At 74.1% G+C, this 26,089-nt stretch carries 22 protein-coding genes; 12 read left to right on the top strand and 10 right to left on the bottom strand.

Annotation, left to right across the window (positions count from 1 at the left end):
* Positions 1-41: 41 nt before the first annotated feature.
* On the bottom strand, positions 42-1,367 hold the full coding sequence (locus AC4MBH_RS13425) for an FAD-binding oxidoreductase (RefSeq protein ID WP_491795391.1): 1,326 nt from the start codon (positions 1,365-1,367) through the stop codon (positions 42-44).
* 138 nt (positions 1,368-1,505) lie between these two features.
* On the opposite strand from AC4MBH_RS13425, the gene AC4MBH_RS13420 reads away from it, so the two are divergent.
* Positions 1,506-2,423, top strand: a complete 918-nt coding sequence (locus AC4MBH_RS13420; protein ID WP_491795390.1) for a sigma-70 family RNA polymerase sigma factor — start codon at positions 1,506-1,508, stop codon at positions 2,421-2,423.
* 5 nt (positions 2,424-2,428) lie between these two features.
* On the opposite strand, the gene AC4MBH_RS13415 is transcribed toward AC4MBH_RS13420, so the two are convergent.
* Positions 2,429-2,737, bottom strand: a complete 309-nt coding sequence (locus AC4MBH_RS13415) for a hypothetical protein (RefSeq protein ID WP_491795389.1) — start codon at positions 2,735-2,737, stop codon at positions 2,429-2,431.
* A 173-nt stretch (positions 2,738-2,910) separates the two neighbouring features.
* Here AC4MBH_RS13415 and AC4MBH_RS13410 point away from each other — a divergent pair, with 173 nt between their 5' ends.
* Together AC4MBH_RS13410 and AC4MBH_RS13405 are read left to right on the top strand one after the other, a co-directional pair.
* Complete coding sequence (locus tag AC4MBH_RS13410) at positions 2,911-4,815, top strand: calcineurin-like phosphoesterase C-terminal domain-containing protein (protein WP_491795388.1); 1,905 nt, start codon at positions 2,911-2,913, stop codon at positions 4,813-4,815.
* A 104-nt stretch (positions 4,816-4,919) separates the two neighbouring features.
* Positions 4,920-6,389 carry a M1 family metallopeptidase gene (locus AC4MBH_RS13405; protein WP_491795387.1) on the top strand — a complete coding sequence of 490 codons (1,470 nt, stop codon included), beginning with the start codon at positions 4,920-4,922 and terminating at the stop codon, positions 6,387-6,389.
* A 51-nt stretch (positions 6,390-6,440) separates the two neighbouring features.
* On the opposite strand, the gene AC4MBH_RS13400 is transcribed toward AC4MBH_RS13405, so the two are convergent.
* Genes AC4MBH_RS13400 through AC4MBH_RS13385 form a run of 4 tightly spaced genes read right to left on the bottom strand, consistent with a single transcriptional unit; the run spans position 6,441 to position 9,652 of the window.
* A complete protein-coding gene (locus AC4MBH_RS13400) occupies positions 6,441-7,286 on the bottom strand; it encodes a MerR family transcriptional regulator (protein WP_491795386.1) in 846 nt (281 codons plus the stop codon).
* Positions 7,287-7,300: 14 nt separating this feature from the next.
* Positions 7,301-8,068 carry an ABC transporter permease gene (locus AC4MBH_RS13395; RefSeq protein WP_491795385.1) on the bottom strand — a complete coding sequence of 256 codons (768 nt, stop codon included), beginning with the start codon at positions 8,066-8,068 and terminating at the stop codon, positions 7,301-7,303.
* Positions 8,065-8,868, bottom strand: coding sequence for an ABC transporter ATP-binding protein (locus AC4MBH_RS13390; RefSeq protein WP_491795384.1), 804 nt, complete (start codon positions 8,866-8,868; stop codon positions 8,065-8,067). Before AC4MBH_RS13390 ends, AC4MBH_RS13395 begins: the two co-directional genes overlap by 4 nt.
* A 58-nt stretch (positions 8,869-8,926) precedes the next feature.
* Positions 8,927-9,652, bottom strand: a complete 726-nt coding sequence (locus tag AC4MBH_RS13385) for a VOC family protein (protein ID WP_491795383.1) — start codon at positions 9,650-9,652, stop codon at positions 8,927-8,929.
* Positions 9,653-9,739: 87 nt separating this feature from the next.
* On the opposite strand from AC4MBH_RS13385, the gene AC4MBH_RS13380 reads away from it, so the two are divergent.
* Positions 9,740-10,177: a VOC family protein gene (locus tag AC4MBH_RS13380; protein ID WP_491795382.1), complete on the top strand. Its 438-nt coding sequence runs from the start codon at positions 9,740-9,742 to the stop codon at positions 10,175-10,177.
* Positions 10,178-10,205: 28 nt separating this feature from the next.
* Here the strand turns inward: AC4MBH_RS13380 and AC4MBH_RS13375 are convergent, their stop codons facing one another.
* Complete coding sequence (locus AC4MBH_RS13375; protein WP_491795381.1) at positions 10,206-14,675, bottom strand: reprolysin-like metallopeptidase; 4,470 nt, start codon at positions 14,673-14,675, stop codon at positions 10,206-10,208.
* Between the two features lie 140 nt (positions 14,676-14,815).
* Here AC4MBH_RS13375 and AC4MBH_RS13370 point away from each other — a divergent pair, with 140 nt between their 5' ends.
* Complete coding sequence (locus AC4MBH_RS13370; protein WP_491795380.1) at positions 14,816-16,582, top strand: CocE/NonD family hydrolase; 1,767 nt, start codon at positions 14,816-14,818, stop codon at positions 16,580-16,582.
* Positions 16,583-16,738: 156 nt separating this feature from the next.
* On the opposite strand, the gene AC4MBH_RS13365 is transcribed toward AC4MBH_RS13370, so the two are convergent.
* Positions 16,739-17,446: a sortase domain-containing protein gene (locus tag AC4MBH_RS13365; RefSeq protein ID WP_491795379.1), complete on the bottom strand. Its 708-nt coding sequence runs from the start codon at positions 17,444-17,446 to the stop codon at positions 16,739-16,741.
* A gap of 47 nt (positions 17,447-17,493) precedes the next feature.
* On the opposite strand from AC4MBH_RS13365, the gene AC4MBH_RS13360 reads away from it, so the two are divergent.
* Entirely contained in the window at positions 17,494-17,925 is a 432-nt protein-coding gene (locus AC4MBH_RS13360) for a hypothetical protein (protein ID WP_491795378.1), read from the top strand.
* A 19-nt stretch (positions 17,926-17,944) separates the two neighbouring features.
* The gene (locus tag AC4MBH_RS13355) at positions 17,945-18,685 is read left to right on the top strand and encodes a peptidylprolyl isomerase (protein ID WP_491795377.1); all 741 of its coding nucleotides are present in this window, start codon (positions 17,945-17,947) and stop codon (positions 18,683-18,685) included.
* Positions 18,686-18,709: 24 nt separating this feature from the next.
* Here AC4MBH_RS13355 and AC4MBH_RS13350 read toward each other — a convergent pair whose 3' ends face one another.
* Both AC4MBH_RS13350 and AC4MBH_RS13345 read right to left on the bottom strand, forming a co-directional pair.
* The gene (locus AC4MBH_RS13350) at positions 18,710-19,618 is read right to left on the bottom strand and encodes an oxidoreductase (protein WP_491795376.1); all 909 of its coding nucleotides are present in this window, start codon (positions 19,616-19,618) and stop codon (positions 18,710-18,712) included.
* Positions 19,618-20,073, bottom strand: a complete 456-nt coding sequence (locus tag AC4MBH_RS13345) for an OsmC family protein (RefSeq protein WP_491795375.1) — start codon at positions 20,071-20,073, stop codon at positions 19,618-19,620. The genes AC4MBH_RS13350 and AC4MBH_RS13345 overlap by 1 nt, the downstream gene beginning before the upstream one ends.
* Positions 20,074-20,133: 60 nt before the next feature.
* On the opposite strand from AC4MBH_RS13345, the gene AC4MBH_RS13340 reads away from it, so the two are divergent.
* The 5 genes from AC4MBH_RS13340 to AC4MBH_RS13320 all read left to right on the top strand — a co-directional run bounded on the left by AC4MBH_RS13340 (position 20,134) and on the right by AC4MBH_RS13320 (position 26,089).
* Entirely contained in the window at positions 20,134-21,135 is a 1,002-nt protein-coding gene (locus AC4MBH_RS13340; RefSeq protein ID WP_491795374.1) for an NADP-dependent oxidoreductase, read from the top strand.
* Positions 21,136-21,219: 84 nt separating this feature from the next.
* Entirely contained in the window at positions 21,220-21,846 is a 627-nt protein-coding gene (locus AC4MBH_RS13335) for a CAP domain-containing protein (RefSeq protein WP_491795373.1), read from the top strand.
* An 86-nt stretch (positions 21,847-21,932) separates the two neighbouring features.
* Entirely contained in the window at positions 21,933-22,796 is an 864-nt protein-coding gene (locus AC4MBH_RS13330; RefSeq protein WP_491795372.1) for a CAP domain-containing protein, read from the top strand.
* A gap of 48 nt (positions 22,797-22,844) precedes the next feature.
* Positions 22,845-25,292, top strand: a complete 2,448-nt coding sequence (gene pepN, locus AC4MBH_RS13325; RefSeq protein ID WP_491795371.1) for an aminopeptidase N — start codon at positions 22,845-22,847, stop codon at positions 25,290-25,292.
* Positions 25,289-26,089, top strand: a complete 801-nt coding sequence (locus tag AC4MBH_RS13320; protein ID WP_491795370.1) for a formate dehydrogenase accessory sulfurtransferase FdhD — start codon at positions 25,289-25,291, stop codon at positions 26,087-26,089. Before pepN ends, AC4MBH_RS13320 begins: the two co-directional genes overlap by 4 nt.

Below are 26,089 nucleotides of genomic sequence, written 5' to 3'. Positions count from 1 at the left end.
CAAGTCTCGTTGAGGTCAACCGGATGCGTCCGCGGTACCCCTCACGCCTGGAAGTTGCTGCGGAGGCGCCGGTCCGGGTCGCGCTCGGCCTTGATCCGTCGCAGCCGCTCGATCGCCGCCGGCGGCAAGGCGTCGGACAGCTGCTCGTCCCGGTTGAGGAACGTGACCGGCTTGCGCCCGCTCGTCGGCAGTACGTCGGCCAGGCGGCGCTGGCGGGCCGCGATGGCGTCGGCCGGTGCCTGCGGGAGGGGTGCGCCGAACATGTACACGGCGAACGGTTCCTCCAGCGGGCCGTGCGGAGTGTCGGACGGCTGCGCCAGGGCACCGCCCAGGTGCCGGACCTGGACGCTCATCATCGGCGCGATGGGCTCGGCGAGGAGCGCCTCGACGGCAGCGGCGTCGAGACGGGTGAGGATCTCTCCGCGGGTCACACCCGCTGCCGGGTCGGTCGGTTCGGCCGTGATGGTCCCCAGCTCGGCCACGGACATCGGCCGGCGGCTGTCCGAGAGCGGCGCGGGCAGGGCGCCCAGGGCGGCCAGGTGGGTCGTCGCGTCCTGCGGCGACCCGAGGAAGGTGAGGTCGACCGCGACCAACGGGTCTCCCCCGGGGAAGTGCAGCAGCTCCAGCCACAGCGTCAGCTCCTCGGGCGCCGACCGGGTGAGGGTGGTGAACGCCTCGACCACGGCCGCGGTGTGCTCACCGGACCACAGGAGCCGCCCGCCGTACACCTCGGGTGCGTCGTGGAGGTCCAGCTCGAGACCGGTCACGACGGCGTAGTCACCGCCGCCCCCGCGGAGCGCCCAGAAGAGGTCCGGGTCGCTCGTGGCGGTGACCGTGCGCTGCTCTCCCCCGGCGTCGACCACGTCGAACGCACGGACGCTGTCGGCGACCCACCCGTGGGCGCGTCCGAACCAGCTGAGTCCGCCGCCGAGGGCGACCCCGGCGACGCTCACCACCGGCGAGCTGCCCGGCAGGCCGGTGAGGCCGTGCTCGGCGGCGGCGTGCTGCAGCTGCCCCGACCGGACGCCGGCCCCGATCCTGGCGCGGCGTGCGCCGGCGTCCACCTGGATGTCGTCGAGCAGGCCCGTGCGGAGCAGGATCGCGCCGGCCGTGCGGCCCGACGCACCGTGTCCGTTGGGCTGGGTGGCGATCACGAGCCCGTGGGCGGCGGCGTACCGGACCAGGGACGCGACGTCGTCGGCGTCGGCCGCTGTGACGACGGCGTCCACCGGCTGCTCGACGGCGCGGTTCCAGGGCAGCCTGACGTCGTCGAAGTCGGCGTCGCCCGGCAGTGACACCGTTCCTCGGACGGCGTCGCGCAGGCCGAGGAGGGCGGCGGGCGAGGTGGTGGTGGAGTCGGTGCTCATGAGGTGCCTTCCGTCGTGGGGTGCTGGGGAGCGAGGCAGCCGTCGCGGGGTGCGCGGGATCCTGCCTCACCCATCACGTCGGACCGCCCGTGCGAAATGTGACGAGACCCGGCCGACCCGGTCGGCGAGGATGGGCCCATGACCGACGCCGCCCTCGCCGATGCCGCCCTCGTGAGCGCGTTCGACGCGCAACGACAGCGCCTGCGCGCCATCGCCTACCGGGTGCTGGGCTCCCACTGGGATGCCGACGACGCGGTCCAGGAGACCTGGATCCGCCTGAGCCGCACGGATGTCGACGCGATCGACAACGTCGAGGCCTGGCTGACCACCGTGGTCTCGCGGGCCAGCATCGACATCCTGCGCAGCCGCGGTGCCCGCCGGGAGGAGCCCCGCGACCTGGTGCCCGAGACCGAGACGGAGGCGGACGTCGACGGGCCGGAGTCCGCCGCGGTCCACGCCGAGGAGATGGGGACGGCGCTGCTCGTCGTCCTCGAGCAGCTGACGCCGCTCGAACGCCTGTCGTTCGTGCTGCACGACATCTTCGGGCTCTCCTTCGACGACATCGCCCCGGTCGTCGAGCGGAGCCCAGCGGCCGCCCGTCAGCTGGCCTCCCGGGCTCGGCGCCGCGTGCGGGGCGTCGACCTCCCGGCAGAGCGCGCGCGGCGCGCCGAGGCCGTCGCCGCCTTCCTCAAGGCGTCGCGCGACGGCGAGTTCGGCGACCTGCTGCAGCTGCTCGACCCCGAGGTCGAGCTCCGCGCGGACGCCGCGGTCGTCGCGGCCACCTCGGCCCACGCGGATGCCGGAGCACCGCTGCTGCAGCCGTCGGTGCGCGGCGCCGACGCGGTCGCCCGCGTCTTCGCCGGTCGCGCGGCAGCCGCGCGCCCGGTGCTCATCGACGGCTGGCCAGGCGCTGTCTACGCGCCCGGCGGACAGCCGCGCGCGGCGTACTTCGTCCGCCTCGGCGAGCACGGGATCGTCGGCGTCGAGGTGGTCAGTGACCCCGCCCACCTGGCGCACCTGGAGATCACCGCCGCTCCCCCGGCGCCGGGACGCTGACCGACTCAGCCGCCCTCGACCTGGTGGCGCCACGCCGAGACCACGGCGTCCTCGACCGCGTCGTCGTCGCCCGCCGCCAGGTCGGCGACCACCATCATGTGCTTGGCGAAGCGGGTGGGCACCGAGAAGACCTGGGGGTGAGTCCGGAGCAGGAGGTCGCGCACGTCGAAGGGGACCCGCACCACCACGTGCGTCTCGTCGAGCTCGCGCGCGACCAGCCTGCTCCCCCGCTGCCAGCGCGCGGCGCCGGGACTCGACACGCGCCGGACGCCGTCGAGGGACTGCGCCAGGTCGTCGAACGCGGACAGGTCCACGTCCGGAGTCTGCCACCCGATGGCGTCCACGCCCCAGCACCACGGACGCCGCTGCCGGGCGGAGCGTCGGCATCCGGACGACGGCGCGTCACTGCGTCGTCGTCGGCAGGTCACCCGCGCTCCCGAGGATCGTGGAGCCGCCACCGCGGCGGCGCACGTCGACAGGAGGAAGCATGCTTCGCATTGCGCCCACCGGCGCTGCAGCCCTCGTGCTGCTCTCGGGAATGACCTTCGCTGCTACCGGCTCCGTCCTCGCCCCAGCCACCGGCCAGCCGCCCGCTGAGGCCGCGGGATCCGCTGACTCGTCGCGCCCCGGCCACTCCGGCTGGGACCGTTCCGCCTACCGCGGTCAGGTCGAGGTCGTCCCGGCCACCGACGACGAGCCGTCCGACACCGTGCGCGGCGTCGTGTACGTCGACTCCGACCGCGACTCGACCAGCGACCGCCGCGAGCGCGGCCTCGCCGGCGTCGTGGTCTCCAACGGCCGCGAGGTCACCCGCACCGACCGTGCCGGCCGCTACGAGCTGCCCGCCCACGACAACATGACCGTCTTCGTCACCCAGCCGGCCGGCTACCAGGTCCCGGTCGACGACGACAACGTCGCGCAGTTCCACTACCACCACCTGCCCGAGGGCTCCCCCGCGCTGCGGTACGGCGGCCTGGAGCCGACCGGTCCCCTCCCCGAGGAGATCAACTTCGGCGTCGTCCGGTCGATCGGGACCGCGTCGCCGAAGCAGTCCTGCGTGATCGCCGGTGACCTGCAGACCTACGACCTCGACGAGGTGGGCTACGCCCGCAACGGCGGGATCGAGGACCTCTCGGAGCGTCGCGACTACGCGAGCTGCGGGGCGCTGTTCATCGGCGACATCGTCGGGGACGACCTGTCCCTCTACTCCCACACGCGCGACCTGGTCAGCGAGCTCAACGGCCCGGTCCGCTTCCTGCCGGGCAACCACGACCTGGACTTCGACGCCCGGACCGCGGAGCACTCGTTCGACACCTACAAGGCCCAGCTGGCGCCGGAGTACTACTCCTACGACGTCGGCCGGGCCCACGTCGTGGCCCTCAACACCGTGCGCTACCCCTGCACGCCCGACGTCGACAACGCCGACGGCCAGCACCCGGAGTGCGCCAACCCGACGACGAACCCGCGCTACAACGGCCGGCTCTCGGAGGCCCAGCTCGAGTGGCTGGCCGCCGACCTCGCCGCCACGCCGAGGAACAAGCTGGTCGTCGTCGCCAGCCACATCCCGCTGCTGACCTACGCCGACGAGGGCAGCCGGATCCACCAGGTCGACCAGGTGCGCGAGGTCCACGAGCTCCTCGAGGGCCGTCCGGCCGTGGCGATCGCCGGACACACCCACTCGATCGAGAACATGCGGACCGGCGACCTGTTCCAGGGCTGGAAGGACATCTTCGGCATCGACGGACTCCCCTTCCCGCACCTGGTGGCGGGCGCCATCGCCGGCGACTGGTACTCCGGGCGGCTCACCGAGGAGGGCTACCCCACCGCGCTGGGCCGCGACGGAGGGCGACCGGGCGTGACCACGCTCGACCTGTGGGGCAGCTCGTTCCGGGAGCGGTTCACCGTGACCGGCGAGAGCGACCGCGTCCAGACCCAGCTGGCGCTCAACACACCCACGTTCCGCGAGTGGATGGTGGCCCGGCAGCGGTGGAACCAGACGCCGTCCGGTGCGGCACCGGAGCTCGCCGACCAGTCGGTCGTGACCACCGACGACCTGGCCCGCGGCACCTGGCTCACGACCAACTTCTGGATGGGCTCCACCGGCTCGACGGTGCGGGCCTCGCTCGACGGGGGCCGCCCGGCCACCGCGCGGCGCACGCAGCCGGCCCGGGGCGAGGACCAGCTGATCGGTCCGGAGTACGCCGACCCCTACGCCGTCGCCGAGCAGCTCGTGCACGGCGGCAGCGTCGCCGACCGGAGCATGCACCTGTGGCGCTACGACCTGCCGGCGCGTCTCTCCCCCGGCCGGCACACGCTCAAGGTGTGGGCGACCGACCTCCACGGCCGCACGTTCACCGACCGCCTGACCTTCCGGGTCGTCGCGTCGCGCTGAGCCGCACCCCGCTCGCAGGAGGGGCCGGTCGCAGCCGACCGGCCCCTCCGGCGTCCGGTCGGACGCCGGCTAAATGGACGGCCCGGCCCGAACGTCTGAGAGCCGTGCGCACCCGAGAGCAGACCCACCGTTCCGTCACGGCACGAACGCTCCTCCTGGGGGCAGCGCTCCTGGCCGCGCTGCTCGTCCCCACCCCTCAACCGACCCCAGCGGCCGCGATCGGCGTCGCGGCCGGCGTCGCCCCGGACGGGGGACCCGGCGAGCGAGGCGCCCCCGGGATCGGGGACCCGTACTGGCCACAGGACGGGAACGGTGGCTACGACGTCAGGAAGTACGACATCGACGTCCGCTACCAGTTCGGGCGTCGTCGTCTGAGCGGGACCACGGTGGTCTCGCTCGTCCCCGACCGCGACCTGGACTCCTTCAACCTCGACTTCCTGCTCCCGGTCACCCGGGTCCGGATCGGCGGACGCCGCGTGCCCTTCGACCACGAAGGTCACGAGCTGGTGATCGATCCACCCCACGTGCTGCGTCCCGGACGCCGCGTCGACGTGGCGGTGACCTACGCCGGGCGACCGGGCGAGCACACCTACGACGGCAGGCGCGGGTGGGTCGCCAACGACCGGGAGGTCCTCACCCAGGGCCAGCCGCACATGGCTGCGTGGTGGTTCCCGTCGAACGACCACCCGCGGGACAAGGCCGCGATGGCCATCTCCGTCACCGTGCCCCGGGGCAAGCAGGTGCTGGCCAACGGCTGGCCGGTCGGGAGGTCGTCCCGGGGTGGCCTCGTCACCCACCGGTGGCGCGCCCGCGAGCCCATGGCCCCCTACCTCGCCTTCTTCGCGGCCGGCCGCTTCACCGTCCGTCGCGGCAGCCGTGACGGGATCCCGTGGATCACCGCCGTCTCCCACGAGCTCGGCCCCCGGGCGCGGTCCTACGCCCTGGACCTGATGCGGACGACGTCCGCCTCGACGGCGTGGCTGCAGACCCAGCTGGGTCGGTACCCGTTCGGTTCGACCGGCGGGGTGGTCAGCGGCCTGCGGACCGGCATGGCACTCGAGAACCAGACCCGCCCGACGTACTCGCGCAGCGGATCTTCCGAGCTCGTCGTCCACGAGCTCGCCCACCAGTGGTTCGGGGACTCCGTGTCGGTCCGGAGCTGGCGCGACATCTGGCTCAACGAGGGGCTCGCCACCTTCATGGAGGTCCGCCACGGAGAGACCCACGGCGGCCGGTCCGCCGAGGAGTGGCTGCGTCGGACCTACCGCGACTACACGAGGGCGGACTGGAGGTTCAGCATCGGACGCCCCGGGCCGGACGACATCTTCGCCAGGCAGGTCTACGACCGGGGGGCGATGACCGTCCAGGCGCTGCGCAACGTGGTCGGCGAGGACGTCTTCTGGCGGATCCTGCGCCGCTGGACCGCGCTGCACAGCGGGGGCGATGCCTCCACCGCGGACTTCCGACGGCTCTCGGAACGCCTCAGCGGCCGCGACCTCGACCGGTTCTTCGACGCCTGGCTGCTGCGACGGGCGCGCCCGCCCGAGTCGGCCAGGTACGGCCTCGGCGGGTGAGGTGGGTCCAGGCACCCGGTGTCGAGGTCACCGCGCCCGACCCTCGCCGACTCAGGGACAGGACGAGGTTCGGGCCGGACCCGTGCCGACCGCCCCGCCACGGGCCGACGCCAGAGCGGCCGAGGGCTCCACCCGCTCGAGCCGCGTCCACCCCCTCCAGCCACGCTCCTCCAGCAGCACGAGCAGCCGGCGGGCGATCGGCAACGAGTCGAGGAACACCGAGTCGAGCAGGTCGACCAGACCGTCGTCGAGGACGAAGGTGTCCTCGTCGCCCTCCCACTCCTCCCAGGACTTCCAGGAGGCCTCGATCGACGCCGCGAGCCGGTCGGCGAGCGCCGGGAGGCGTGGGTCGTCGGGTTGCCAGTCGGCCGCCTCCAGGAGGCTGGTGTAGATGTCGATGACCACCGGGCTGTCGAGCTGCGCCCGCTTGGACGCCATCAGCGTCGTCATCTGCTCCGGCAGCTGGGCGGCGATCAGGATCCAGGCGTCGCGCTCCAGGTCGATCATCCGGTCGGGGAAGCCGTGCGCGCGGAGGTCGTCGAGGTAGGCGACCGCCTCCGGGGGCAGGGCCAGGCTCTCGCCGCCGGCGAGCCGGGCGATCCGCCTCCGCTGCTGCGCCTTGTCCCGGATCTCCTCCCGCAGTCGACGGTCGATGTCCTCGACCGCGACCGCGAACTCCTCGGGACCCGCGGCGAGCAGCTCACGCACTCGCTGGAGCGGTACGCCGGCCTCGGCCAGCGTGCGGATCCGGATCAGCTCCACGACCGACGCCGCGGAGTAGCGGCGGTAGCCGGAGTGGTCGCGCTCCGGCTCGGGCAGCAGCCCCTTGTGGTGGTAGAACCGCACCGCCCGCACCGTGGTGCCGGTGTAGGCGGCCAGCTGTCCGATCGTCAGCACGGTGCCACCCTGCCTCAGGCGGTCCTGCGCCGATAGCTCGCCATCGCGGCCGCGTGGGCGACGGCCAGGAGCCCGACGCACCACGCGAGGGCGACCCAGACGTCGTTGCCGACCGGCTGCTCCGCGAACAGGGCCCGGATCGTGTCGACGATCGACGTGACCGGCTGGTGCTCCGCGAAGGCGCGCACCGGTGCGGGCATCGTCTCGGTGGGCACGAACGCCGAGCTCAGGAACGGCAGGAACACCAGCGGGTAGGAGAAGGCGCTCGCGCCGTCCGGGGTGCTCGCGGCGAGACCCACGATGACCGCGAGCCACGTCAGCGCCAGGGTGAACAGGACCAGGATGCCAGCGACCGCGAGCCACGCCAGGACACCTGCTCCCGAGCGGAACCCGATGAGCAGGGCGACCGCAACGACGACGAGCAGTGCGACCAGGTTGGCGACCAGCGACGTCAGCACGTGCGCCCACAGCGCCGAGGACCGCGCGACCGGCATCGACTGGAAGCGCTCGAACATCCCCTCCTTGAGGTCCAGGAACAGCCGGAAGGCGGTGTAGGAGATGCCCGTGGCCACCGTCATCAACAAGATCCCCGGCAGCAGGTAGGTCACGTAGGAGTCGGTCCCGGTGTCGGCCTCGATCGCGCCGCCGAACACGTAGACGAACAGCAGCAGGAAGGCGATCGGCATCACCGCGGTGGTGACGATCGTGTCCGGGCTGCGCGTGACGTGCCGCAGCGACCGCTTGGTCAGGGCGACGGTGTCGCCGAGGAAGTGCTGGTTCACCGGACCTCCTCCCCGGTCTCCCCCGTCTCGCCGACGTGGCCGTGCCCGACCACCGCGAGGAAGACCTCCTCGAGGCTGGGTTGCTTCTCGACGTACTCCACGACGGTGGGCGGGAGCAGCGCCCGCAGCTCGGCCAGCGTGCCGTCGACGATGATCCGGCCCTGGTGCAGGATCGCGATCCGGTCGGCGAGGTGCTCGGCCTCCTCGAGGTACTGCGTGGTGAGCAGCACCGTCGTGCCGCCGGCCGCGAGCTCCCGGACCGTCTGCCACACCTCCAGGCGCGCCTCCGGGTCGAGCCCTGTCGTCGGCTCGTCGAGCAGGATGATCGGCGGGTCGCCGACCAGGCTCATCGCGATGTCGAGGCGGCGCCGCATGCCGCCGGAGTACGTCGCCGCCCGCCGGTCCCCGGCCTCGGTCAGCGCGAACCGGGCGAGCAGGTCGTCGGCGACCGCGGCGGGGTCGGCGAGGTGCCGCAGCTGCGCGATCAGCACCAGGTTCTCGCGTCCGGTCAGGATCCCGTCGACGGCCGCGAACTGCCCGGTCAGGGTGAAGGACTCGCGCACCTGCGCAGCCTGCGTAGCGACGTCGAGACCGTGCACGTGGGCTGTGCCGGCGTCGGCGCTGAGCAGCGTCGCCAGGATCCGCACCAGCGTGGTCTTGCCGGCTCCGTTGGACCCGAGCAGCGCGACGATGCTGCCCCGGGCGACGTCGAGGTCGACGCCCCGCAGCACGTGCAGGTCTCCGAACGACTTCTCCAGGCCCCGCACCTCGATCGCGCGGGTGGTCATCTCAGTGGTCATGGGAGGGAGCGTGCAACCCTGACGCTGCGTCAGGGTCAAGCCTGCCGGGACACCTCCGTCACCGCGGCGGCAGCACGCACAGCTCGTGGCCGTCGGGGTCGGCCAGCACCACCCAGTCCACGTCTCCCTGGCCGATGTCGACGCGGGTGGCGCCCAGCGCGACCAACCGGTCCACCTCGGCCTGCTGGTCGCCCCCGGCGGGCGGCGCGACGTCGAGGTGCAGGCGGTAGGTCGAGCCGTGCCTGGGCTCGTACGGCGGGCCACCCCAGGCGATCTTCGTGCCGCCCCGGGGCGACTGGACCGCGGTCTCCTCGTCCTGGTCCCAGACCAGCGGCCAGCCCAGGGCCTCGCTCCAGAAGTGACCTACCGCAGGCGAGCCGTCGCACGACAGGGCGCCGATGAACCCACAGCCGGCGAGGAAGCCGTTGCCCGGCTCGATGACGCAGAACTCGTTGCCCTCGGGGTCGGCGAGCACGACGTGCTCCTCCTCGGGCAGCTGGCCGACGTCGATGTGGCGGCCGCCCAGCTCGAGCGCCCGGGCCACGGTCGCGGCCTGCTCCTCCAGCGTCGCGCTCGCCAGCTCGAGGTGGGCCTGGTTGGGGCCGGTCTTCGGCTCGTTGGTCGGCAGGAACCGGATCCGGAACCCGGGGTCCTCGTCGGACCGGAGCGTGACGCCGTCCTGCGGGTCGGGGGTGACCTCCCGGCCCAGCACCCCGGCCCAGAAGCGGGCCAGGCGGTCGGGGTCGAGGGCGTTGATGCAGAGCGCGTCCAGGTGCACGGTCACCCGGCGACGCTATGCGTGCCGCCGCGGCCGCGCCACGAGGTTTTCCGCTCCTCCCCCGGCCGCGCCCGGTGCGGCATCGTGGGCTCGGTGACCGAGACCGACGGCCCCTACCCCCTCCTCATGCACACTGCGCTCGACGCCACCGACCCCCGCGGGCTCGCGGAGTTCTACCGGGTGCTCCTCGGCCTGCAGTACCGGCCGGGCGACGAGTGGCCGGCCGGCCCCGGCGCTCCCGGGGACGACGCCGACTGGCTGGTCCTGGTCGACGACGAGGGCCGGCGCCGGCTGGCCTTCCAGCGGGTTCCCCGGCTCGCGCGGTCGACGTGGCCGGCGCACGACGTACCGATGCAGCTGCACGTGGACTACCAGGTGGCCGACCGCGCCGAGCTGGAGCGCCACCGGCGCCGGGCCGAGCAGCTCGGCGCGCAGGTGCTGCTCGACCGCACCGACGCCGAGGAGGCGCTGTACGTGCTCGCCGACCCGGCCGGTCACCCGTTCTGCCTGCTCGTCGCCCCGCCCCCGTAGGGGGACCCCCAGAGCGGCCCGGCGCGGCTCAGGTGACTGGCGCGGCGGGCAGCCGTGCCGGTCGTGCGGTCGCGGTGGCCGTGCGGACGGCGAGGCCGTCGATGCGGACCGGCTTCGCGCTCCTGGTGACGACGCGCACCGTGCCCGAGACGGGGCCGGCGAAGCTGGCGACGCCTGCGACCCGCTGGTTGCGCGGCGCCCCGGCGGAGGCGACCGTCGCCAGCCGGCGGTTGCCGAGGAACACGTCGACGGACCCGAACCCGCGACCGTTGCTCAGCACGAGCGCCAGCGACGTCGCGCGGGTGACGCGGTAGGTCAGCGTGGCACCCCGGGCACCGGTGGTGGAGAAGGTGCCGCGGTAGTGGGCGGACGAGGAGCGGCGCTGCCACCGCCCCCGGGCGGCCGCGAGCGCACGGTCGTCGACCGGCACCGAGAACCGGCGGGTGGCCGGGGTCGGGTCGGCGTTTCCGGCGGCGTCGGCGGCCGCGACCCGGAAGTCGTAGGTGCCGGCGGCCGGGCTGCGCAGGGTGGCGGTGCCGGCGTCACAGGGCACCGTGCGCCCCCTGAGCGTGCAGGCGTACGTCGCCCCCGCCTCGGAGGCGAACCGGAAGACCAGGGTGCGGGCGAGCTGGATGCTGCCCTGCGCGGGGCCGGCCGTGATCCGGGTCTCGGGCGGCGTGGTGTCGCTGGGTCCGGCGGCGCGGACGACGAGGGAAGCGGGTGACGACGCACCGGTGTAGCGGGTGCTGGCGAGGGTGGCGACGACCCGGTAGGTCCGGGACTCGGTCGCGGTGAAGGTGCAGGACGCGGCCCCGGCGGCGACCGTGGCGGTGCAGAGCTCGTCGGCGGTGGTGTCGTCGGTGAACCGGACGCTGCCGGCCACGGTGCCCCGCGTGCTGTCCGTGTCGGCCACGGTCACCGACACGGTCACGGTGCCGGCGGGTTCGGCGGTGTCGCCGGTGTACGTCAGCGTCGCGACGTCCTGGGTGACCACGACGGTGAAGGACACGGTCTCGTCGGCGGCGTTGCCGGCACCGTCGCTCACGGTGACGGTCACCGGGTAGCTGCCGGGGTCGGCGTCGGCTGTGCCGGTGACCCGGAAGGTCGCGCCGGTGGCGGTGGTCGTCGTGTCGGCGGGGTCGATGGTGAGCCCGGTGAGGCCGGGCGGCAGCCCGAGCGACGCGGTGAGGGCCGACCCGGCCACCCGGTTGGACTCGGCGGTGACCTCGGGCACGGAGGAGAGCGCGTCGGAGGACGGCGTGGTGAACCTCGCCCCGGCGGCGTTGCCCCCGGTCGTGAGCGTGGGCGGCGCGGAGACCACGACGGCGCTGGGGGCCGAGGCACCGGTGTAGCGGGTGCTCACCAGCGTCCCGACCACCTGGTAGGTCCGGACCTGTCCGGCGGGGAACGTGCACGACGCGGCGCCCGAGACGATCGTGGCCGTGCAGAGGGTCTCGCCGGTCGTCTGGTCGGTGAACACGACGTCGCCGACCACCTCGCCCGGCGTGGCGTCGGTGTCGGCCACGGTGGCCGAGGCGGTGCGCGCACCGGCCTGGCCCGTGGTGTCACCGGTGTAGGTCACGGTGGCGGCGTCCTGCGTGACGACGACGGTGAAGGACACGGTCGAGTCGGCGGCGTTGCCGGCACCGTCGCTCACGGTGACGGTCACCGGGTAGCTGCCGGGGTCGGCGTCGGCGGTGCCGGTGACCCGGAAGGTCGCGCCGGCGGCGGTGGTCGTCGTGCCGGCGGGGTCGATGGTGAGCCCGGTGAGGCCGGGCGGCAGCCCGAGCGACGCGGTGAGGGCCGACCCGGCGACCCGGTTGGACTCGGCGGTGACCTCGGGCACGGAGGGCAGCGGGTCGGAGGACGGCGCGGTGAACGTCGCCCCGGCGGCGTTGCCCCCGGTGGTCAGGGTGGGCTCGCTCGGCGTGACGGAGATCGGGCCGTCGTTGACGTCGTAGAAGTAGTTGCCGACGGCCTCGACCTTGAACCGGCCCCTGGTGGTGGCGGTGTTGGGCCACGCGATCGTCTCGGACCCGTCGTTGGGGGTGCTCTCGGCCAGGACCGTGGGGAACGTGAGACCGCCGTCGGTGGAGAACGAGATCCTGACGGCCGTGGCGTAGGTCGCGGTGTTGGTGCTGGCGACGTTCCACGCGACCGTGCCGCGCGTGCCGCCGGAGACCGACGCGGCGGCCGGCTGCGAGGTCACCAGGAAGGGGCCGGCCGTGCCGACGGTGACGGTGGTGTCGGCGAACGCCGTGCCGCCGTCGGAGCCGCCGTCGGCGCTACCGAGGTCGCGGGCGGTGAGCCGGAAGCCCATCGTGCGGGGGGTCGTGGGCAGGAACTCCGAGAAGCAGCGCAGCGCGGCGCTGTCGGCGCCACCGGAACCGCCGTGGACCGGGCACGAGCCGGCGGCGGCGTTGGTCTCCCCGGCGGCGACCTGGGCGGCGTCCGGGAACGACCGGGTCGGCGTCGTGGCCGCGCGGTTGACCCCGGGTGAGCCGTACTGCTGGGTCGCGGCCGAGCTCACGGCGGCGTAGGTGCCGAAGACCCGGAACAGCGGGCCGCTGGGCTTGACGTTGCTGTTGAGGGCGGTGCCGAGGACCGCGCCGGGGTTGTTCTGCTCCCAGGAGTAGACGAGCGCGTCGCCGTCGGAGTCGGTGGCCGCACCGGTCAGCTGGAAGGGGGTGCGGACCGGGATCGTCCGGGCCGGAGGGGCGGTCACCGTGGGGTTGTGGTTGCCCGTCGGCGTCGGGTTCTGGAAGCCACCCAGGGTCTCGGGGCCGCCGTTGTCGAACGTGCCGACGATCGAGGTGAAGGCGCCGGAGGTGACGGTGACCGTGGGCGTGGGGATGTCGGCCGTGGTCGACCAGGTGACCTGGAAGCCGTCGGCGCCGGGGTCGAAGACGGCGCCCCTGGAGCCGACCACGGTGGCGGTGGCGGCGCTGGGCTCGGCCGCCTCGAGGGCCGCCTTGAGCCCGGCGACCGTGTAGCTGGTGCCGACGGTGACGCTGGAGGTGGTCGCGCCGCCGTAGGAGACGGTGAACGACTCACCGGGCGTGGTGAAGCCGCTCAGGGCGACGTTCTGGACCTCCTGGACACGGAACGGTGTCGAGCGCGTGAACGCCGCGATCTCGGCCTGGGAGCGCTGGGAGAAGTACGGGTCGCTGTGGACCTGCAGGTTGTCGCCGCCGCAGATGCCGGCGTAGGCCATCACGGTCACGCCCGAGCCGGGCTCGACCGACGTGCCGGCGTTGCGGTTCTCCCCCGCGCAGCTGCCCGAGGTGCCGTTGAAGGTGTGGTTGCCCGCGAACTGGTGACCGATCTCGTGGGCGACGTAGTCGATGGCGAAGCCGTCACCGGTCGGCGGGTCCAGGCCCGTGCAGCCACCGGCCTTGAAGGTGGTGCCGACGGCGCCGAGGTAGGCCACGCCCCCACCGTCGCCGTCGGGGCCGAACATGATGTGGCCGATGTCGTACTTGTCGGCGCCGACGACCTGGCCCACGACGAAGCGGTTGGTGTCGATCACGTTGCCGCAGCCGATGTCGTCGGTCGTGTAGCAGGGCGCGGTGCCGCAGCGGCCGTCGGCGCCGAGGAACTCGGCCGAGGTGTTGAAGTTCAGCGCGTCGTTGCCCGCGACGAGCAGCATCCGGATGGACAGGTCGTCGCCGTAGACCTGGTTGACGCGGTTGACCAGGGTCACCTTCTCGGCGGTCACGACCGCGTCGGAGGTGGTGCCGAAGTACGCGGCGTACGACGGGTCGGTGACCAGCGCCAGGCGGTAGGTGCGCTGGATCGCGACCGCCCCGGCGCCCTCGCCGACACGCGGCTCCCCCGCCACGCGAGCCGCGGCCCGGCGCGCGGACGCGGCCATCCCGGCCTTCTCGGGCTCGATCAGCTCCTGGTCGGGCTCGGACAGGTCGGCGCCGTCGTAGGACAGGTAGAGGGCGTCCTCGCCCTGGCCGGTGCCGTTGAGGGCGGGGTCGACGTACCAGCTCGCGCCGGGGCCGCGCACCGAGGCGTGGAAGCCCATGGGGGTGACGTCGAGGCGGATGCTGGCCGGCACGTCGCCGGTGGCGCGCCCGGCGTACGTCGTGATGTCGGGGTGCAGTGCCGCGAGCCCGGGCTCCATCACGGGCGACTCGACGACCGCGAACTCGACCAGCTCGCCGTCGGGCGCCGGCACCTCGACGAGGAGCGGCCGGACGTCGGCGGTCTCGAGCGGGGCACGGTCGAGCCGCCGGCTCAGCACGTCGAGGTCGAGGTGGAAGGCGCCGTAGGCCGCGGGGGTGACCCGCGGTTGCCGGCCGCCACGGGCGGCGGGACGCCGGTCGACCTCGGTCCAGACGTCGCTCGGGTCATCGACCGCCGCGGTCGAGGCCACGGGCACGACGGCGGCTGGCGCGCCGCCGGCCGGCACGACGGCGACCAGGGCCAGCACGACGGAGGCCGACGTGGAGAGGGTGAGCAGGGTGGTCAGGCGCGCGGGGAGCGGCACGGGGGTCCTTCAGTGGGGGGATGACGGGGCCGGGCAACCAGCCGCGTCTTGTCCAAGGTAACCGCGCCCGTCGACGACCGTGGGGTTTCCGCGTCGCGCAACCTGTACGGGTGAGGGCCGGCCACGTGTTCTGATGAGGCATGCGCCGTGCCCGACCCGCCTGCGTCCTCGCCCTCGCGCTCGTCGTGACCGGGCTGACCGGGGGGGCCGCGGCGACCTCCCGCACGGTCCACGACAGGCCCGCAGCCACCGACCTCACGTCGTCGGCGTCGGGCTCGGGCACCGCGGGTGTCACCAGGTCCCCACGCCCGGCCCGGCCGCCCCGCAACACCGCGGGTGCGCGCGACCTGGTGGTCACCCGGGTCGCCGTCACGACGCGCGTCGACACCGACCGCGACGGGCGGCGCGACGTCGTCCACGTCGTCGTGGCCCGGCCGAGGCCGAGGGTGGTCGATGGCCGGCGGTTGGCGACGGTCGCGTCCGTCACGCCGTACTCAGGGTGCTGCGGGGAGGAGCGGTCCCACGACGTCGACGTGCCGCTCGGCGGACCCCGCGCCGCGAACGGCCCGCTCAACGGCATCCGTGCCGACGCCCTCGCGTGGGCCCGGCGCGGCTACGCCTACGCCACGGTCGCCTCCCTCGGCTCCAGCCGGTCGACCGGGTGCCCCACGATCGGCGACGACCTCGAGGCCGCCGGCGTGGTGGCGTTCGTCGACTGGCTCAACGGCCGCACGGTGGCCCGGACGTCGTCCGGTCGCCGCGTGCGTGCCAGGTGGGCGACGGGTGTGACCGGGATGGTCGGTGTCTCCTACGACGGGACCCTGCCGAACATGGCCGCGGCCTCCGGCGTCGAGGGACTGCGCGCGATCGTCCCGGTCTCGGCGATCTCCAGCTGGTACGACTACTACCGCCAGGACGGCCTCGTCGTCGCGCCGGGCGGGTACCAGGGCGAGGACACCGACCAGCTCGCCCGCTACAACTACACCCGGCGTGACCGCCGGATCTGCCGCCCCGTGATCGCCGACCTCACCCGGCAGCAGGACCGGCGGACCGGCGACTACTCCGCCTTCTGGGCCGACCGCGACCTGCTCGGCGACGCCGACCGGGTGCGCGCGGCCGTGCTCCTGGCGCACGGGTTCGGCGACACCAACGTCAAGCCCGACCAGGCCGCGCGGTGGTACGCCGCGCTCCGGCGGGCCGGCGTGCCGGCCAAGATCTGGTGGGACCAGGGTGGTCACGGCACGCCGCTGCCCGACCGGCTGGTCGTGCGCTGGATGGACCGGTTCCTCTACGGCGTCCGCAACGGCGTCGACGCCGGCCCGCGGGCGGCGGTGACCACCGCCGGCCGCACCCGGTGGTACCGCACCTGGCCGCGACCCGGGGCACGGCTGCGCGCCTACGGCCTGGCCGGGTCGACCCTGCGGCCGGGCACCTCGGCCGCGGGCGAGCCGCGCTCGCTCACCGACGACGCTCGCTTCAGCGCCGCCGGCCTGTGCCGCACGATGCGCCCGGCCCACGGCCTGCGGTTCACGACCGCCCGCCTCCCCCGCGGCCTCGACCTCAGCGGCAGCCCGGTCGCCCGGCTCCGCCTCGCCTTCGACCGGCCCGCCTCCAACGTCACCGCGGCGCTGTGCGTGACCGCCGGTGGCCGCACCCGGCTGCTCACCCAGGGGTTCGCCGACCCGCAGAACGTCGCCTCGCTCACCGAGGGCGTCGCGCTCGAGCCCGGCACGTCGTACGACGTCCGGGTGCGGCTGCAGCCCGTCGACCGGCGCCTGCCCGACGGCGCCCGCGTCTCGCTGCTGGTGATGGCCAGCGACCACGACTTCACCCTGCGCCCACCCGCCGGCACCCGCCTCACCCTCGACCCCTCCGCCACCACCCTCCTGCTTCCCGTCGTCGGCTGACGGCGCGACCTGACGGTGGTCGAGCCGCGGGGACGAAGTCTCCGCGAGTCGAGACCCCCGCAAGGTCCGCGCTCACCCTCCGCGTCCACCTCGCCGGGTCTCGACTCGGGCTCGCTGGCGCTCGCCCGGCTCGACCACCGTCCAGTGGGCCCCTCGTCACGCGGGGCGGGTGCGGACCAGGACGCCGATCTTGTCGATGCGGTGCTCGGGGTTGTCGAACTCATCGGACCAGTAGTTGCCCTCGGCGTGGTCCTCGGCGGTGCGGCAGGTCGACAGGGTGATCATCGCGCGGGTCGGCTCGGCACCGGGGCGTCCCGGGACGGCGGCGCGCTGCTCGCGCAGCGAGCGGTCGGAGCGGAACGAGGTGATCCGGGTGGTGGTGACCCGGTAGACGTAGACGGTGCGGGCCGCGGTCACCAGGACCCGGTCGCCGCGGCGGAGGTCGGGGAGGTACTCGAGGATCCGCGTGGACGACGTCCGGTGACCGGTGACCTGGTAGTTGCCGACCCCGCCCGGGCCGGTGCCGCCGAGCGGGCCGTGCGGGCTGGCGGCGATGCCGGTGTTCTGGATCGCGTGGCCGGGGGCGTCGTCGGTGAACCCCCGGTAGGTGCGGACCTCGAGGCCGGTGATCCCCAGGCGCGGGATGCTCAGCCGGGCATCGCGCGGCCGCCCGTCGCTGACGACGTACGGCGGTGGCGGCTCCGGCGCGGGCTCGGCGGTCGGGGTCGGGGAGGAGGACGGAGGCGGGGACGAGGCCGGTCCCGTGCTCGACCGCGCGGAGGACGCGGCGGGCGTCGCGTCGGGTCCCGCCGACGTCGAGCACGCCGACAGCAGCAGGACGGCGACCAACCCAGCCGACTTCATGCCTTCGAGCGTAGAGACGGGTCGGTGACGGCTGCGACGCTCCGCTCATGTCCGACGACGAGCGAGACGCCCAGCACCGACGCCCCGAGGGCGTCACCGACGCCACGGTCGAGGCCCTGGGGCGCCTCTCGGCCGCCCTCGACCACGTCGAGGAGGCGCGCGGCCACATGTACGCCTTCCACCGGCGCATGGGCAGCGTCGAGCGCACCCTGGAGGAGGCGACCGAGCTGCTGGCCGAGGCCGGTCACGACGACCTCGTCGACGAGCTGCACCGCGACGTGCTCGGCCGCAACGCGCTGCCGGGCATGTGGACCTTCCAGATGGTCGAGGCCTTCGACGACGAGTACTACGCCGTGGTCAAGGGTCTCGAGCAGCGCGCGCTCGACCAGCTCGTCGAGGGCCGGCGCCACCTGTTCGAGGCCGAGATGAAGGAGCTGCGGCGCACGCACGGCCAGCCGGGACACGAACCGACACCCTGACCGCCTACGATCACCGACCATGCGATCGCGACCTGCCGGTGTCCTGGCCGTCCTAGCCCTCACCCTGGCGCTCGGCGCCTGCGGTGGCTCCGACGACCCCGAGGACGCCGCCACCGACGACACCACCTCGAGCGACTCCCCCTCACCGTCGGAGCCCGCGGGTGGGGAGACCACGGAGTCGGAGGGTGCGGCGCCCGCGGCCGGCGAGGTCGCCTGCGCCTACGCGCCCGACGGGACCGAGGCGACCGCCGCGCTGCCTCCGGCCAACGCCCCGGCCGAGGGCACCGAGACCGTCGACCTCACCACCTCGCTCGGCGAGCTCGTCCTCGAGCTCGACGCCGCGCAGGCGCCGTGCACGGTCAACTCGTTCGTGTCGCTGACCGAGCAGGGCTACTTCGACGGCACCAGCTGCCACCGCCTGACCACCCAGGGCATCTTCGTGCTGCAGTGCGGCGACCCGACGGCGAGCGGCACGGGCGGTCCCGGCTACGGCGTCCCCGACGAGTTCCCCGACACGCCGGCGTACGGTCCCGGCACGCTCGCGATGGCCAAGACCCCGGCGCCCGACAGCGGCGGCTCGCAGTTCTTCATCGTCTACGACGGCCCGGAGACCCAGCTGCCGCCGCAGTACACGATCTTCGGCACCGTGACCGAGGGGATCGACCTGGTCGCCGCCGCGGCCGAGCAGGGCACCACGCAGGGCACCCCGGACGGCACCCCCAAGGTGCCGGTCGAGATCCAGACCGCCACCCTGGGCTGACGGCTCCGAGGCTCGTCGTCGGCCTCAGAGCGGCCAGCCGACCCCGGTGAGCTCCTCCCACCGCAGCCAGGCGGCCTTGGCCAGGTCGGGGTCGACGGCGGCGCGGCTGCGGCCGACGCCGACGGGCCAGCCGTTCATCTCGCGCAGGCGGTGCGGGCCGATGTAGGAGTTGCCCGGCACGTCCATGGTGGCGGCGTACAGCGTCGGCAGGGCGCCCTGGGCCGGCTTCATGCCGACCAGCCCGTGCCCCCACGACCCGACCCAGCTGACCACGCCCCCGCGCCCCGAGGTGATGCCGGTCGCGGTGCTGCCGGGGTGGGCGCCGGTCGCGCGCAGCGTCGACCCGGCCGCGGTGAGGCGGCGCTGCAGCTCGGCGAGGAACAGCATGTTGGCGAGCTTGGACGCCGCGTAGGCGCCGTAGGCCGAGTAGCCGCGCCGCTCCCAGTCGAGGTCGTCGAGGCGCAGGTCGCCGGCGCGGTGGCTCTGGGAGGACACGACGACGACCCGGTCGCGCAGGTGCGGCACCAGCAGCCCGGCCAGCGCGAAGTGCCCGAGGTGGTTGGTGGCCAGCTGCAGCTCGAACCCGTCGGCGCTGCGGCCGAACGGCACGCCGAGGATGCCGGCGTTGTTGACCACGACGTCGACTCCGCCCTCGGCCGCCACCTGCTCGGCGAACGTCCGCACCGACGACAGGTCGGACACGTCGAGCGCACGCACCTCCACGCTGCCGTCGGGGTGACCACTCGCGATGTCGGCCCTCGCCGCCTCGCCCCTGGCCGCGTCACGGCAGGCGAGGACGACGTGCGCGCCCCGGTCGGTGAGCACCCGCGCCGTCTCCAGGCCGACGCCGCTGTTGGCGCCGGTGACCACGAACCGGCGACCGTCCTGGCGCGGCACCTCGTGCCAGGGGCCGACCCGGGGCGCGCCGACCATCAGCCGTCCTCGGGGTCGGTCCCGACCTCGGAACCTGCCTCGCCGAGCACGTAGGCGACGTCCGAGCCGAGCCCGACGGTGCGCGAGACCGTGCAGATCCGGTCGTGGGTCTGCTTCATGAACCTGGGCAGGCTGGCCCGGGCGGCGTCGCCGGCCTCGCCCTCGGGGAAGACGGCGTCGAAGACGAGGCGCAGGTCGTCCATCCGGCCGCCGGTCTCGTCGCGGACCCTGTGGCCCTCGGCGCGCACGTCGAAGGACTCCGGCTCGGCCCGACGCCCGGTGAGCTCCTCGACGTTGATCGCGGCACAGCCGGCCAGCGCTGCGAGGAGCAGCTCGACCGGTGTGAAGTCGGTGTCGGTGACGCCGACGTCGAGGGTGCCGCCGGCGGCGTTGGTGATCCGGAAGGCCCCGGACCCGACGCGGGTGAGGTTGACGGTGCGCAGGCTGTCGCTCATGGCGCCAGGTTCCCAGAATCGTCCCGCGCGTGTCTCGGGACCACCTGTCACGCTGGACGCGTGACCACCACGACCCGGCAGATCCAGCTCACCGCCCGCCCGCAGGGGGTGCCGACCCCCGCCGACTTCAGCACCGTCGAGGTCGACCTGCCCGACCCGGGCGAGGCCCAGGTGCTGGTGCGCAACACCTTCTTGTCGGTCGACCCCTACATGCGCGGCCGGATGAACGACGTGCGGTCCTACGTGCCGCCGTACGCCCTCGACGCGCCGCTGGAGGGCGGCGCGGTCGGCGTGATCGAGGCGTCGGGCTCGGAGCGGGTGCCGGTGGGGGCCACGGTGCTGCACCAGGCCGGCTGGCGCGAGCACGCCGTGCTCGGGGAGCGGGAGGTCCGCGTCGTCGACACCGACGCCGCACCGTCCTCGGCCTACCTCGGTGCCCTGGGGATGCCGGGCCTCACGGCCTGGGCCGGCCTGACCGCGATCGCCGGGCTGCGCGAGGGCGACACCGTCTTCGTCTCCGGTGCCGCCGGGGCGGTCGGCTCGATGGCCGGCCAGATCGCCAAGCGTCTCGGTGCGGCCCGGGTGGTCGGGTCGGCCGGCTCCGCCGAGAAGGTGGCCTGGCTGCACGAGCTGGGCTACGACGCCGCGTTCGACTACACCGGGGCGCCCGTGGCCAAGCAGCTCGCCGCCCACGCCCCGGTCGACGTCTACTTCGACAACGTCGGCGGTGACCACCTCGAGGCGGCGATCCTGCACATGGCCGACTTCGGGCGGCTCGCGCTGTGCGGCGCGATCGCCGGCTACGACACCCCCGTGCCGGGACCGCGCAACCTGATGATGATGATCGCCAAGCGGCTGACCATGCGCGGCTTCATCGTCACCGACCACGCCGACCTCGCCGGCGAGTTCTACCGCACCGTCGGCCCGTGGCTGGCCAGCGGCGAGGTCACCTACCGCGAGACCGTGCTCGACGGCCTCGACCGCACCGTCGAGGGGTTCCTCGGTCTGGCGTCCGGGGCCAACATCGGCAAGATGCTCATCCGTTTGGACAACGGGGCCTAGTCACTCCGGACCACTTGCGCGCCAGTACGGCAAATCTTGGGCAAATCTTGATCTTCCACCGCCCGGGCAGGGCACGCTGTCCTCATGCGCCGCCCCCCCACGGCAATCGTGCTGATCCCCCTGCTCCTGTCCCTGGCCCTCGTCGCCGCCCCCGCCCGGGCGACCGCCGCCCCAGGACCTTCATCGGAGGCCTCGAAGGCCGCGAAGGTCGAGGGCGGGACCGACGCACCCGCGGCGCGGGGCACGACGTACGCCGCACAGGAGAAGCGCCGCCGCCGCGGCGCCGCCCCCGCGCTCTCGGCCGAGCAGCGCGAGATGCTGACGCTGGTCAACCGGGCGCGCAACCGCGGCGCCACCTGTGGCACGGTCCGCTACCCGGCGGTCCCCCCGGTCCAGGCCAACGCCCGCCTCAACCGGGCCGCCACGAAGTTCGCGCGGCTGATGGGCACCCGCTCGTTCTTCGACCACGTCTCCCCCGACGGCCGTGACCCGGGCGACCGGATCACCGCCGAGGGCTACGACTGGGCCACCTACGGCGAGAACATCGCCGCCGGCTACGAGGACGCCGCGTCGGTGGTGCGCAGCTGGCTGGAGAGTCCCCGCCACTGCCGCAACATCATGGGCCGCTTCACCGAGGTCGGCCTCGGCTACGTCTACGTCGAGGGCTCGCAGTACGACCAGTACTGGGTCCAGGACTTCGCGACCCGATGACCGTCCTGCGCACCACCGCCGACCTCCCGGCCACTGGCACCCGCACAGGTGAGGCACGTCGTGGCCGCTCGGCGCTTGATGGGGGCATGAGCCGTTCCCCCCGCTCGGCCCGCGGGCTGGCCGTCCTGTCCATCGTGTCGATCGTGTCCGTCGTCTCCCTGCTGGCCGCGCTGCTGGCGGTCTCGTCGTCCCCAGGGTCGGCAGCGCCTGCCACCAGGGCCCCCACGTCGGTGAGCGGGTGGTCGACGGCACCGACGACCATCGCGACCGGCGCCCGCTTCGCCGACCGGGTCCGGGTCAGCGGCGGGCAGCGTCGGGTGCTGCTGCAGCGCCGGTCCGGCTCCACCTGGCGCACCGTCGACGTCGCCCGCTCGACCCGCCGGGGCGACGTCAGCCTCGGCTGGCGGACGCCCGCACGACCCGGTGACCACGCGCTGCGCGTGCGGGTGCCCGCCACCGCGACCCGGCGAGCGGCCACCACTCGGGCACGCGTCGTCCGCACCCGCGGCGTGATGGCCCCACCCGCGCACGACGCCGCCGAGCTGCGGGTGCTCGAGCTGGTCAACGACGCCCGGGCCGCGGGCCGGACGTGCGGCGACGTCCGCCACGGCCCCGTGCGCCCGTTGCGGGGGGTGGCGCGGCTGGCCCGCGCGGCCGGTGGTCACGCCGCAGACATGGCGGCGCGTCGCTACTTCTCGCACGTCTCCCCCGACGGCACGACGCCGGCGGACCGGATCGAGGCCCAGGGCTACCGCTGGCGGACCGTGGGCGAAAACATCGCCGCCGGCCAGACGACACCGGCCGCCGTCGTCCGCGCCTGGCTCGACAGCCCCGGTCACTGCAGCAACATCATGGCCGCCGACTTCACCGACATCGGCATCGGACACGTGCGCCGGCCGGGGTCGCCGTACGTCCACTACTGGGTGCAGGACTTCGCCGCCCCGCTCTGAGGTCTCACCCGGGCCGGCGGCGCACGGGCCGCTACTACTGTGACGAGCATGAGCGTCGCGTCGTCCCGGAGCCTGCTGCACACCGAGGCACTCGAGCGTCGCGCGCTGCTCGACGTGACGTCGTACGACGTCGCGCTCGACCTCGCCTGCGACGACGCCACGTTCGGCTCGGTCACCACGGTGACGTTCGAGAGCCGTGGCGGATCGACGTTCGTCGACCTCAAGCCGGTCCGGGTCCACGGCCTGCGCCTCAACGACAGGCCGCTCGACGTGGACACGCTCTCCGAGGGCCGGCTGCCCCTGGACACCGTCGCCGGCACCAACGTGCTGGTGGTCGACGCGGTGATGCCGTTCCGCAACGACGGCGAGGGGCTGCACCAGCACGTCGACCCTGCCGACGGGCGCCGCTACGTCTACGGCATGTCGTTCATGGACGCCGCGCCCACGGTGTTCGCCTGCTTCGACCAGCCCGACCTCAAGGCGCCGTACACGCTGCACGTGCGCGCCCCCCACGACTGGGTCGTGGTCGGCAACGCGCCGGCGACCAACCCCGAGCCGGGCGCCTGGGAGATCGGCCCGACGCAGCCGCTGTCGACGTACTTCGTCACGGTGGTGGCCGGTCCGTACCACGTCGTGCGCTCCGAGCACGACGGCATCCCGCTCGGCCTGAGCGCGCGGCAGAGCCTCGCCCGGCACCTCGACAAGGACGCCGAGGAGCTGCTGAGGACGACCGGGCAGTGCTTCGACGAGTTCCACCGGCTCTTCGGGGTCCGCTACCCGTTCGGCGACTACCACCAGGCGTTCGTGCCGGAGTTCAACGCCGGCGCCATGGAGAACCCCGGGTGCGTCACCTTCCGCGACCAGCTCGTCTTCGACACCCGGGTGACCCGCGGCAAGCGGGTCCTGCGGGCCACCACGGTCGCCCACGAGATGGCCCACCAGTGGTTCGGCAACATCGTCACCCCGGCGTGGTGGGACGACCTGTGGCTCAACGAGTCGTTCGCCGAGTACATGGGCAACCGGGTCACCGCCGACGTCACCGAGTACGACGACGCCTGGACCCACCTCGCCTGGTCGCGCCGCCAGTGGGGCCTGGTCGCCGACCAGCGCCCCACCACCCACCCGGTCGCCGGCAACGGCGCGGCCGACGCCCTGGCCGCGCTGCAGGACTTCGACGGGATCTCCTACGCCAAGGGGTCGAGCATCCTCAAGCAGCTGTGCACCACGCTCGGCGACGAGGTGTTCCTGGGCGGTGTCGTCGACCACCTCGAGCGTCACCGGTTCGGCAACGCCACCATGCACGACCTGTTCGGCTCGTGGGAGCGCGCCGGTGCCGACGACCTCTCCCCCGTGGTCGACCAGTGGCTGCGCACCGCCGGTGCCGACGTCTTCACGCTCGACCGCGACGCCGCCACGCTGCGTCGTACGCCGCCGGCCGAGCACCCGGCCGACCGGCACCACCGGTTCGAGGTCGCGGCCCTGTCCGGTGGTCAGGTCACCACCTCCGTGGTCGACGTGACCGGCGACGTGACGGCGGTGCCCCGCCTCGACGGCGCGGTCGTTCTCGACCCCCTCGAGCAGAGCTGGGGCGTCCACGTGCCCGACGCCGCGACCGTCGCCGCGCTGCGCACCGAGCTGCCGCTGGTCTCCGACGGGCGCCTGCGGGCCGCGGTGTGGAACAACCTGCGGAGCGGCTTCAGCGTGGCCCGCGTCGCTCCTGACGACGTCGTCGACCTGCTGGTCGCGGCGTTCCCGGCCGACGACGTCGAGGACACCGCGCGGCACCTGGTGCCGTGGATGCTCCGCGAGGTACTGCCGGCCGCGGCCCCGGGCTCGCAGCAGCGGGTGCACCGGGCCGTCGTCGAGCTGGTCGGCACCACCGAGCCGGGCTCGGAGCTGCAGCTCTCGGCGTTCCGGGCGGCCGTGCGCACCGCCGACGACGTCGACGTCCTGCGGCGCTGGCTGACCACGGCGCCCCCGGGGATCGAGGTCGACTCCGACGTCCGGTGGCGGATCCTCGTCCAGCTGGCCGGGCTCGGTGGCACCGACACCAGCGAGCTCGACGAGGCCCTGTCCGCCGACAAGACCGCGACCACGCAGGTCGCCCACACCCGGGCGACGACCTCGCTGCCCACCCCGGAGGCCAAGGCGCTGGCCTGGGAGCTGTTCACCGGAGTGGTCGACGCCCCCAACTACGAGCTCGAGGCGGCCGGCCTCGGCCTGTGGCACGGCCGGCAGACCGAGCTCACCACCCCCTACGTCGAGCGGTACGTCGCCGACCTGCCCGGCACCTCGCGGGTCCGGTCGGGCTGGGTGCTCGCGCTGGCCGCCGAGGCGTTCTTCCCGCGCACCGCCGTCGACCCGACGACGCTCGCGCTCGTGCAGGGACTCCTCGACGGCGGCACCCTCGAGCCCGCCGTGCAGCGACGCGTCGCCGACGAGGTCGACGCCCTGACCCGGCGGCTCGCCGTGCGCGCCGCCTTCCCCGTCGCGTGAAGACGCGCCGACCGGGCCCGTCGGTCCGGGTGCGGGTCACCGAGGACGGCCAGGAGCGCGAGGACCGGCTCGTCACCGAGGAACCGCTCGAGATCCGCCTGCAGTGGCCCGGCGCCGCGGCCCGGCGGGTCTGGGTGACGATGCGGACGCCCGGGCACGACTTCGAGCTCGCCGCGGGCTGGGTGCTCCACGAGGGCCTCGCACCGCGGGTGCACGGCGTCGCCTACTGCACCGAGGCGACCCTGGCCCCCGACCAGGAGTTCAACGTCGTCACCGTCACCCTCGACGGCCCGCCCGCCGAGCTCCCCCACCAGCACGACGCGCTCTCGGCCGGGTCGTCGGCCTGCGGGGTGTGCGGCCGCGACAGCGTGAGCAGCGCCCTGACGACCACCGGCCCGCGGTGGGACGGCCCGCTGCCGTCGTACGACGCCGTACGCCGATTGCCCGACGGGCTGCGCGCGCACCAACGCCTCTTCGAGCGCACCGGCGGGGTCCACGCGGCCGGGCTCGCTACCGCCGACGGCGAGGTGCTCGTCGTGCGCGAGGACGTCGGCCGCCACAACGCCGTCGACAAGGTCACCGGGGCGCGCCTGCTCGCCGGCGAGCCGGTCGCGGGCGCGTGCCTGGTCGTCAGCGGGCGCGCCGGGTTCGAGCTGGTCCAGAAGGCGGTCGCGGTCGGCACCGGGTCGCTCGTCGCCGTCGGGGCACCCACCAGCCTCGCCGTCGACCTGGCCGAGCGCGCCGGGCTGGTGCTCTACGGGTTCACCTCCGCCGCGCGGGCGGTCCGCTACGCCTGA

Source organism: Nocardioides sp. WJ219 (assembly GCF_058559815.1).
Note: the sequence above shows the minus strand (reverse complement) of the source record. Positions and strands in the feature narration are given on the sequence as shown.

Excerpts from the sequence above, each read along its gene's own strand:
- AC4MBH_RS13365 (WP_491795379.1), bottom strand. The coding sequence starts at position 17,446 with ATGAAGTCGGCTGGGTTGGTCGCCGTCCTGCTGCTGTCGGCGTGCTCG.
- AC4MBH_RS13355 (WP_491795377.1), top strand. The coding sequence starts at position 17,945 with ATGCGATCGCGACCTGCCGGTGTCCTGGCCGTCCTAGCCCTCACCCTG.
- AC4MBH_RS13370 (WP_491795380.1), top strand. The coding sequence starts at position 14,816 with ATGCGCCGTGCCCGACCCGCCTGCGTCCTCGCCCTCGCGCTCGTCGTG.
- AC4MBH_RS13350 (WP_491795376.1), bottom strand. The coding sequence starts at position 19,618 with ATGGTCGGCGCGCCCCGGGTCGGCCCCTGGCACGAGGTGCCGCGCCAG.
- AC4MBH_RS13410 (WP_491795388.1), top strand. The coding sequence starts at position 2,911 with ATGCTTCGCATTGCGCCCACCGGCGCTGCAGCCCTCGTGCTGCTCTCG.
- AC4MBH_RS13425 (WP_491795391.1), bottom strand. The coding sequence starts at position 1,367 with ATGAGCACCGACTCCACCACCACCTCGCCCGCCGCCCTCCTCGGCCTG.
- pepN (WP_491795371.1), top strand. The coding sequence starts at position 22,845 with ATGAGCGTCGCGTCGTCCCGGAGCCTGCTGCACACCGAGGCACTCGAG.
- AC4MBH_RS13335 (WP_491795373.1), top strand. The coding sequence starts at position 21,220 with ATGCGCCGCCCCCCCACGGCAATCGTGCTGATCCCCCTGCTCCTGTCC.
- AC4MBH_RS13390 (WP_491795384.1), bottom strand. The coding sequence starts at position 8,868 with ATGACCACTGAGATGACCACCCGCGCGATCGAGGTGCGGGGCCTGGAG.
- AC4MBH_RS13420 (WP_491795390.1), top strand. The coding sequence starts at position 1,506 with ATGACCGACGCCGCCCTCGCCGATGCCGCCCTCGTGAGCGCGTTCGAC.
- AC4MBH_RS13345 (WP_491795375.1), bottom strand. The coding sequence starts at position 20,073 with ATGAGCGACAGCCTGCGCACCGTCAACCTCACCCGCGTCGGGTCCGGG.
- AC4MBH_RS13360 (WP_491795378.1), top strand. The coding sequence starts at position 17,494 with ATGTCCGACGACGAGCGAGACGCCCAGCACCGACGCCCCGAGGGCGTC.
- AC4MBH_RS13330 (WP_491795372.1), top strand. The coding sequence starts at position 21,933 with ATGAGCCGTTCCCCCCGCTCGGCCCGCGGGCTGGCCGTCCTGTCCATC.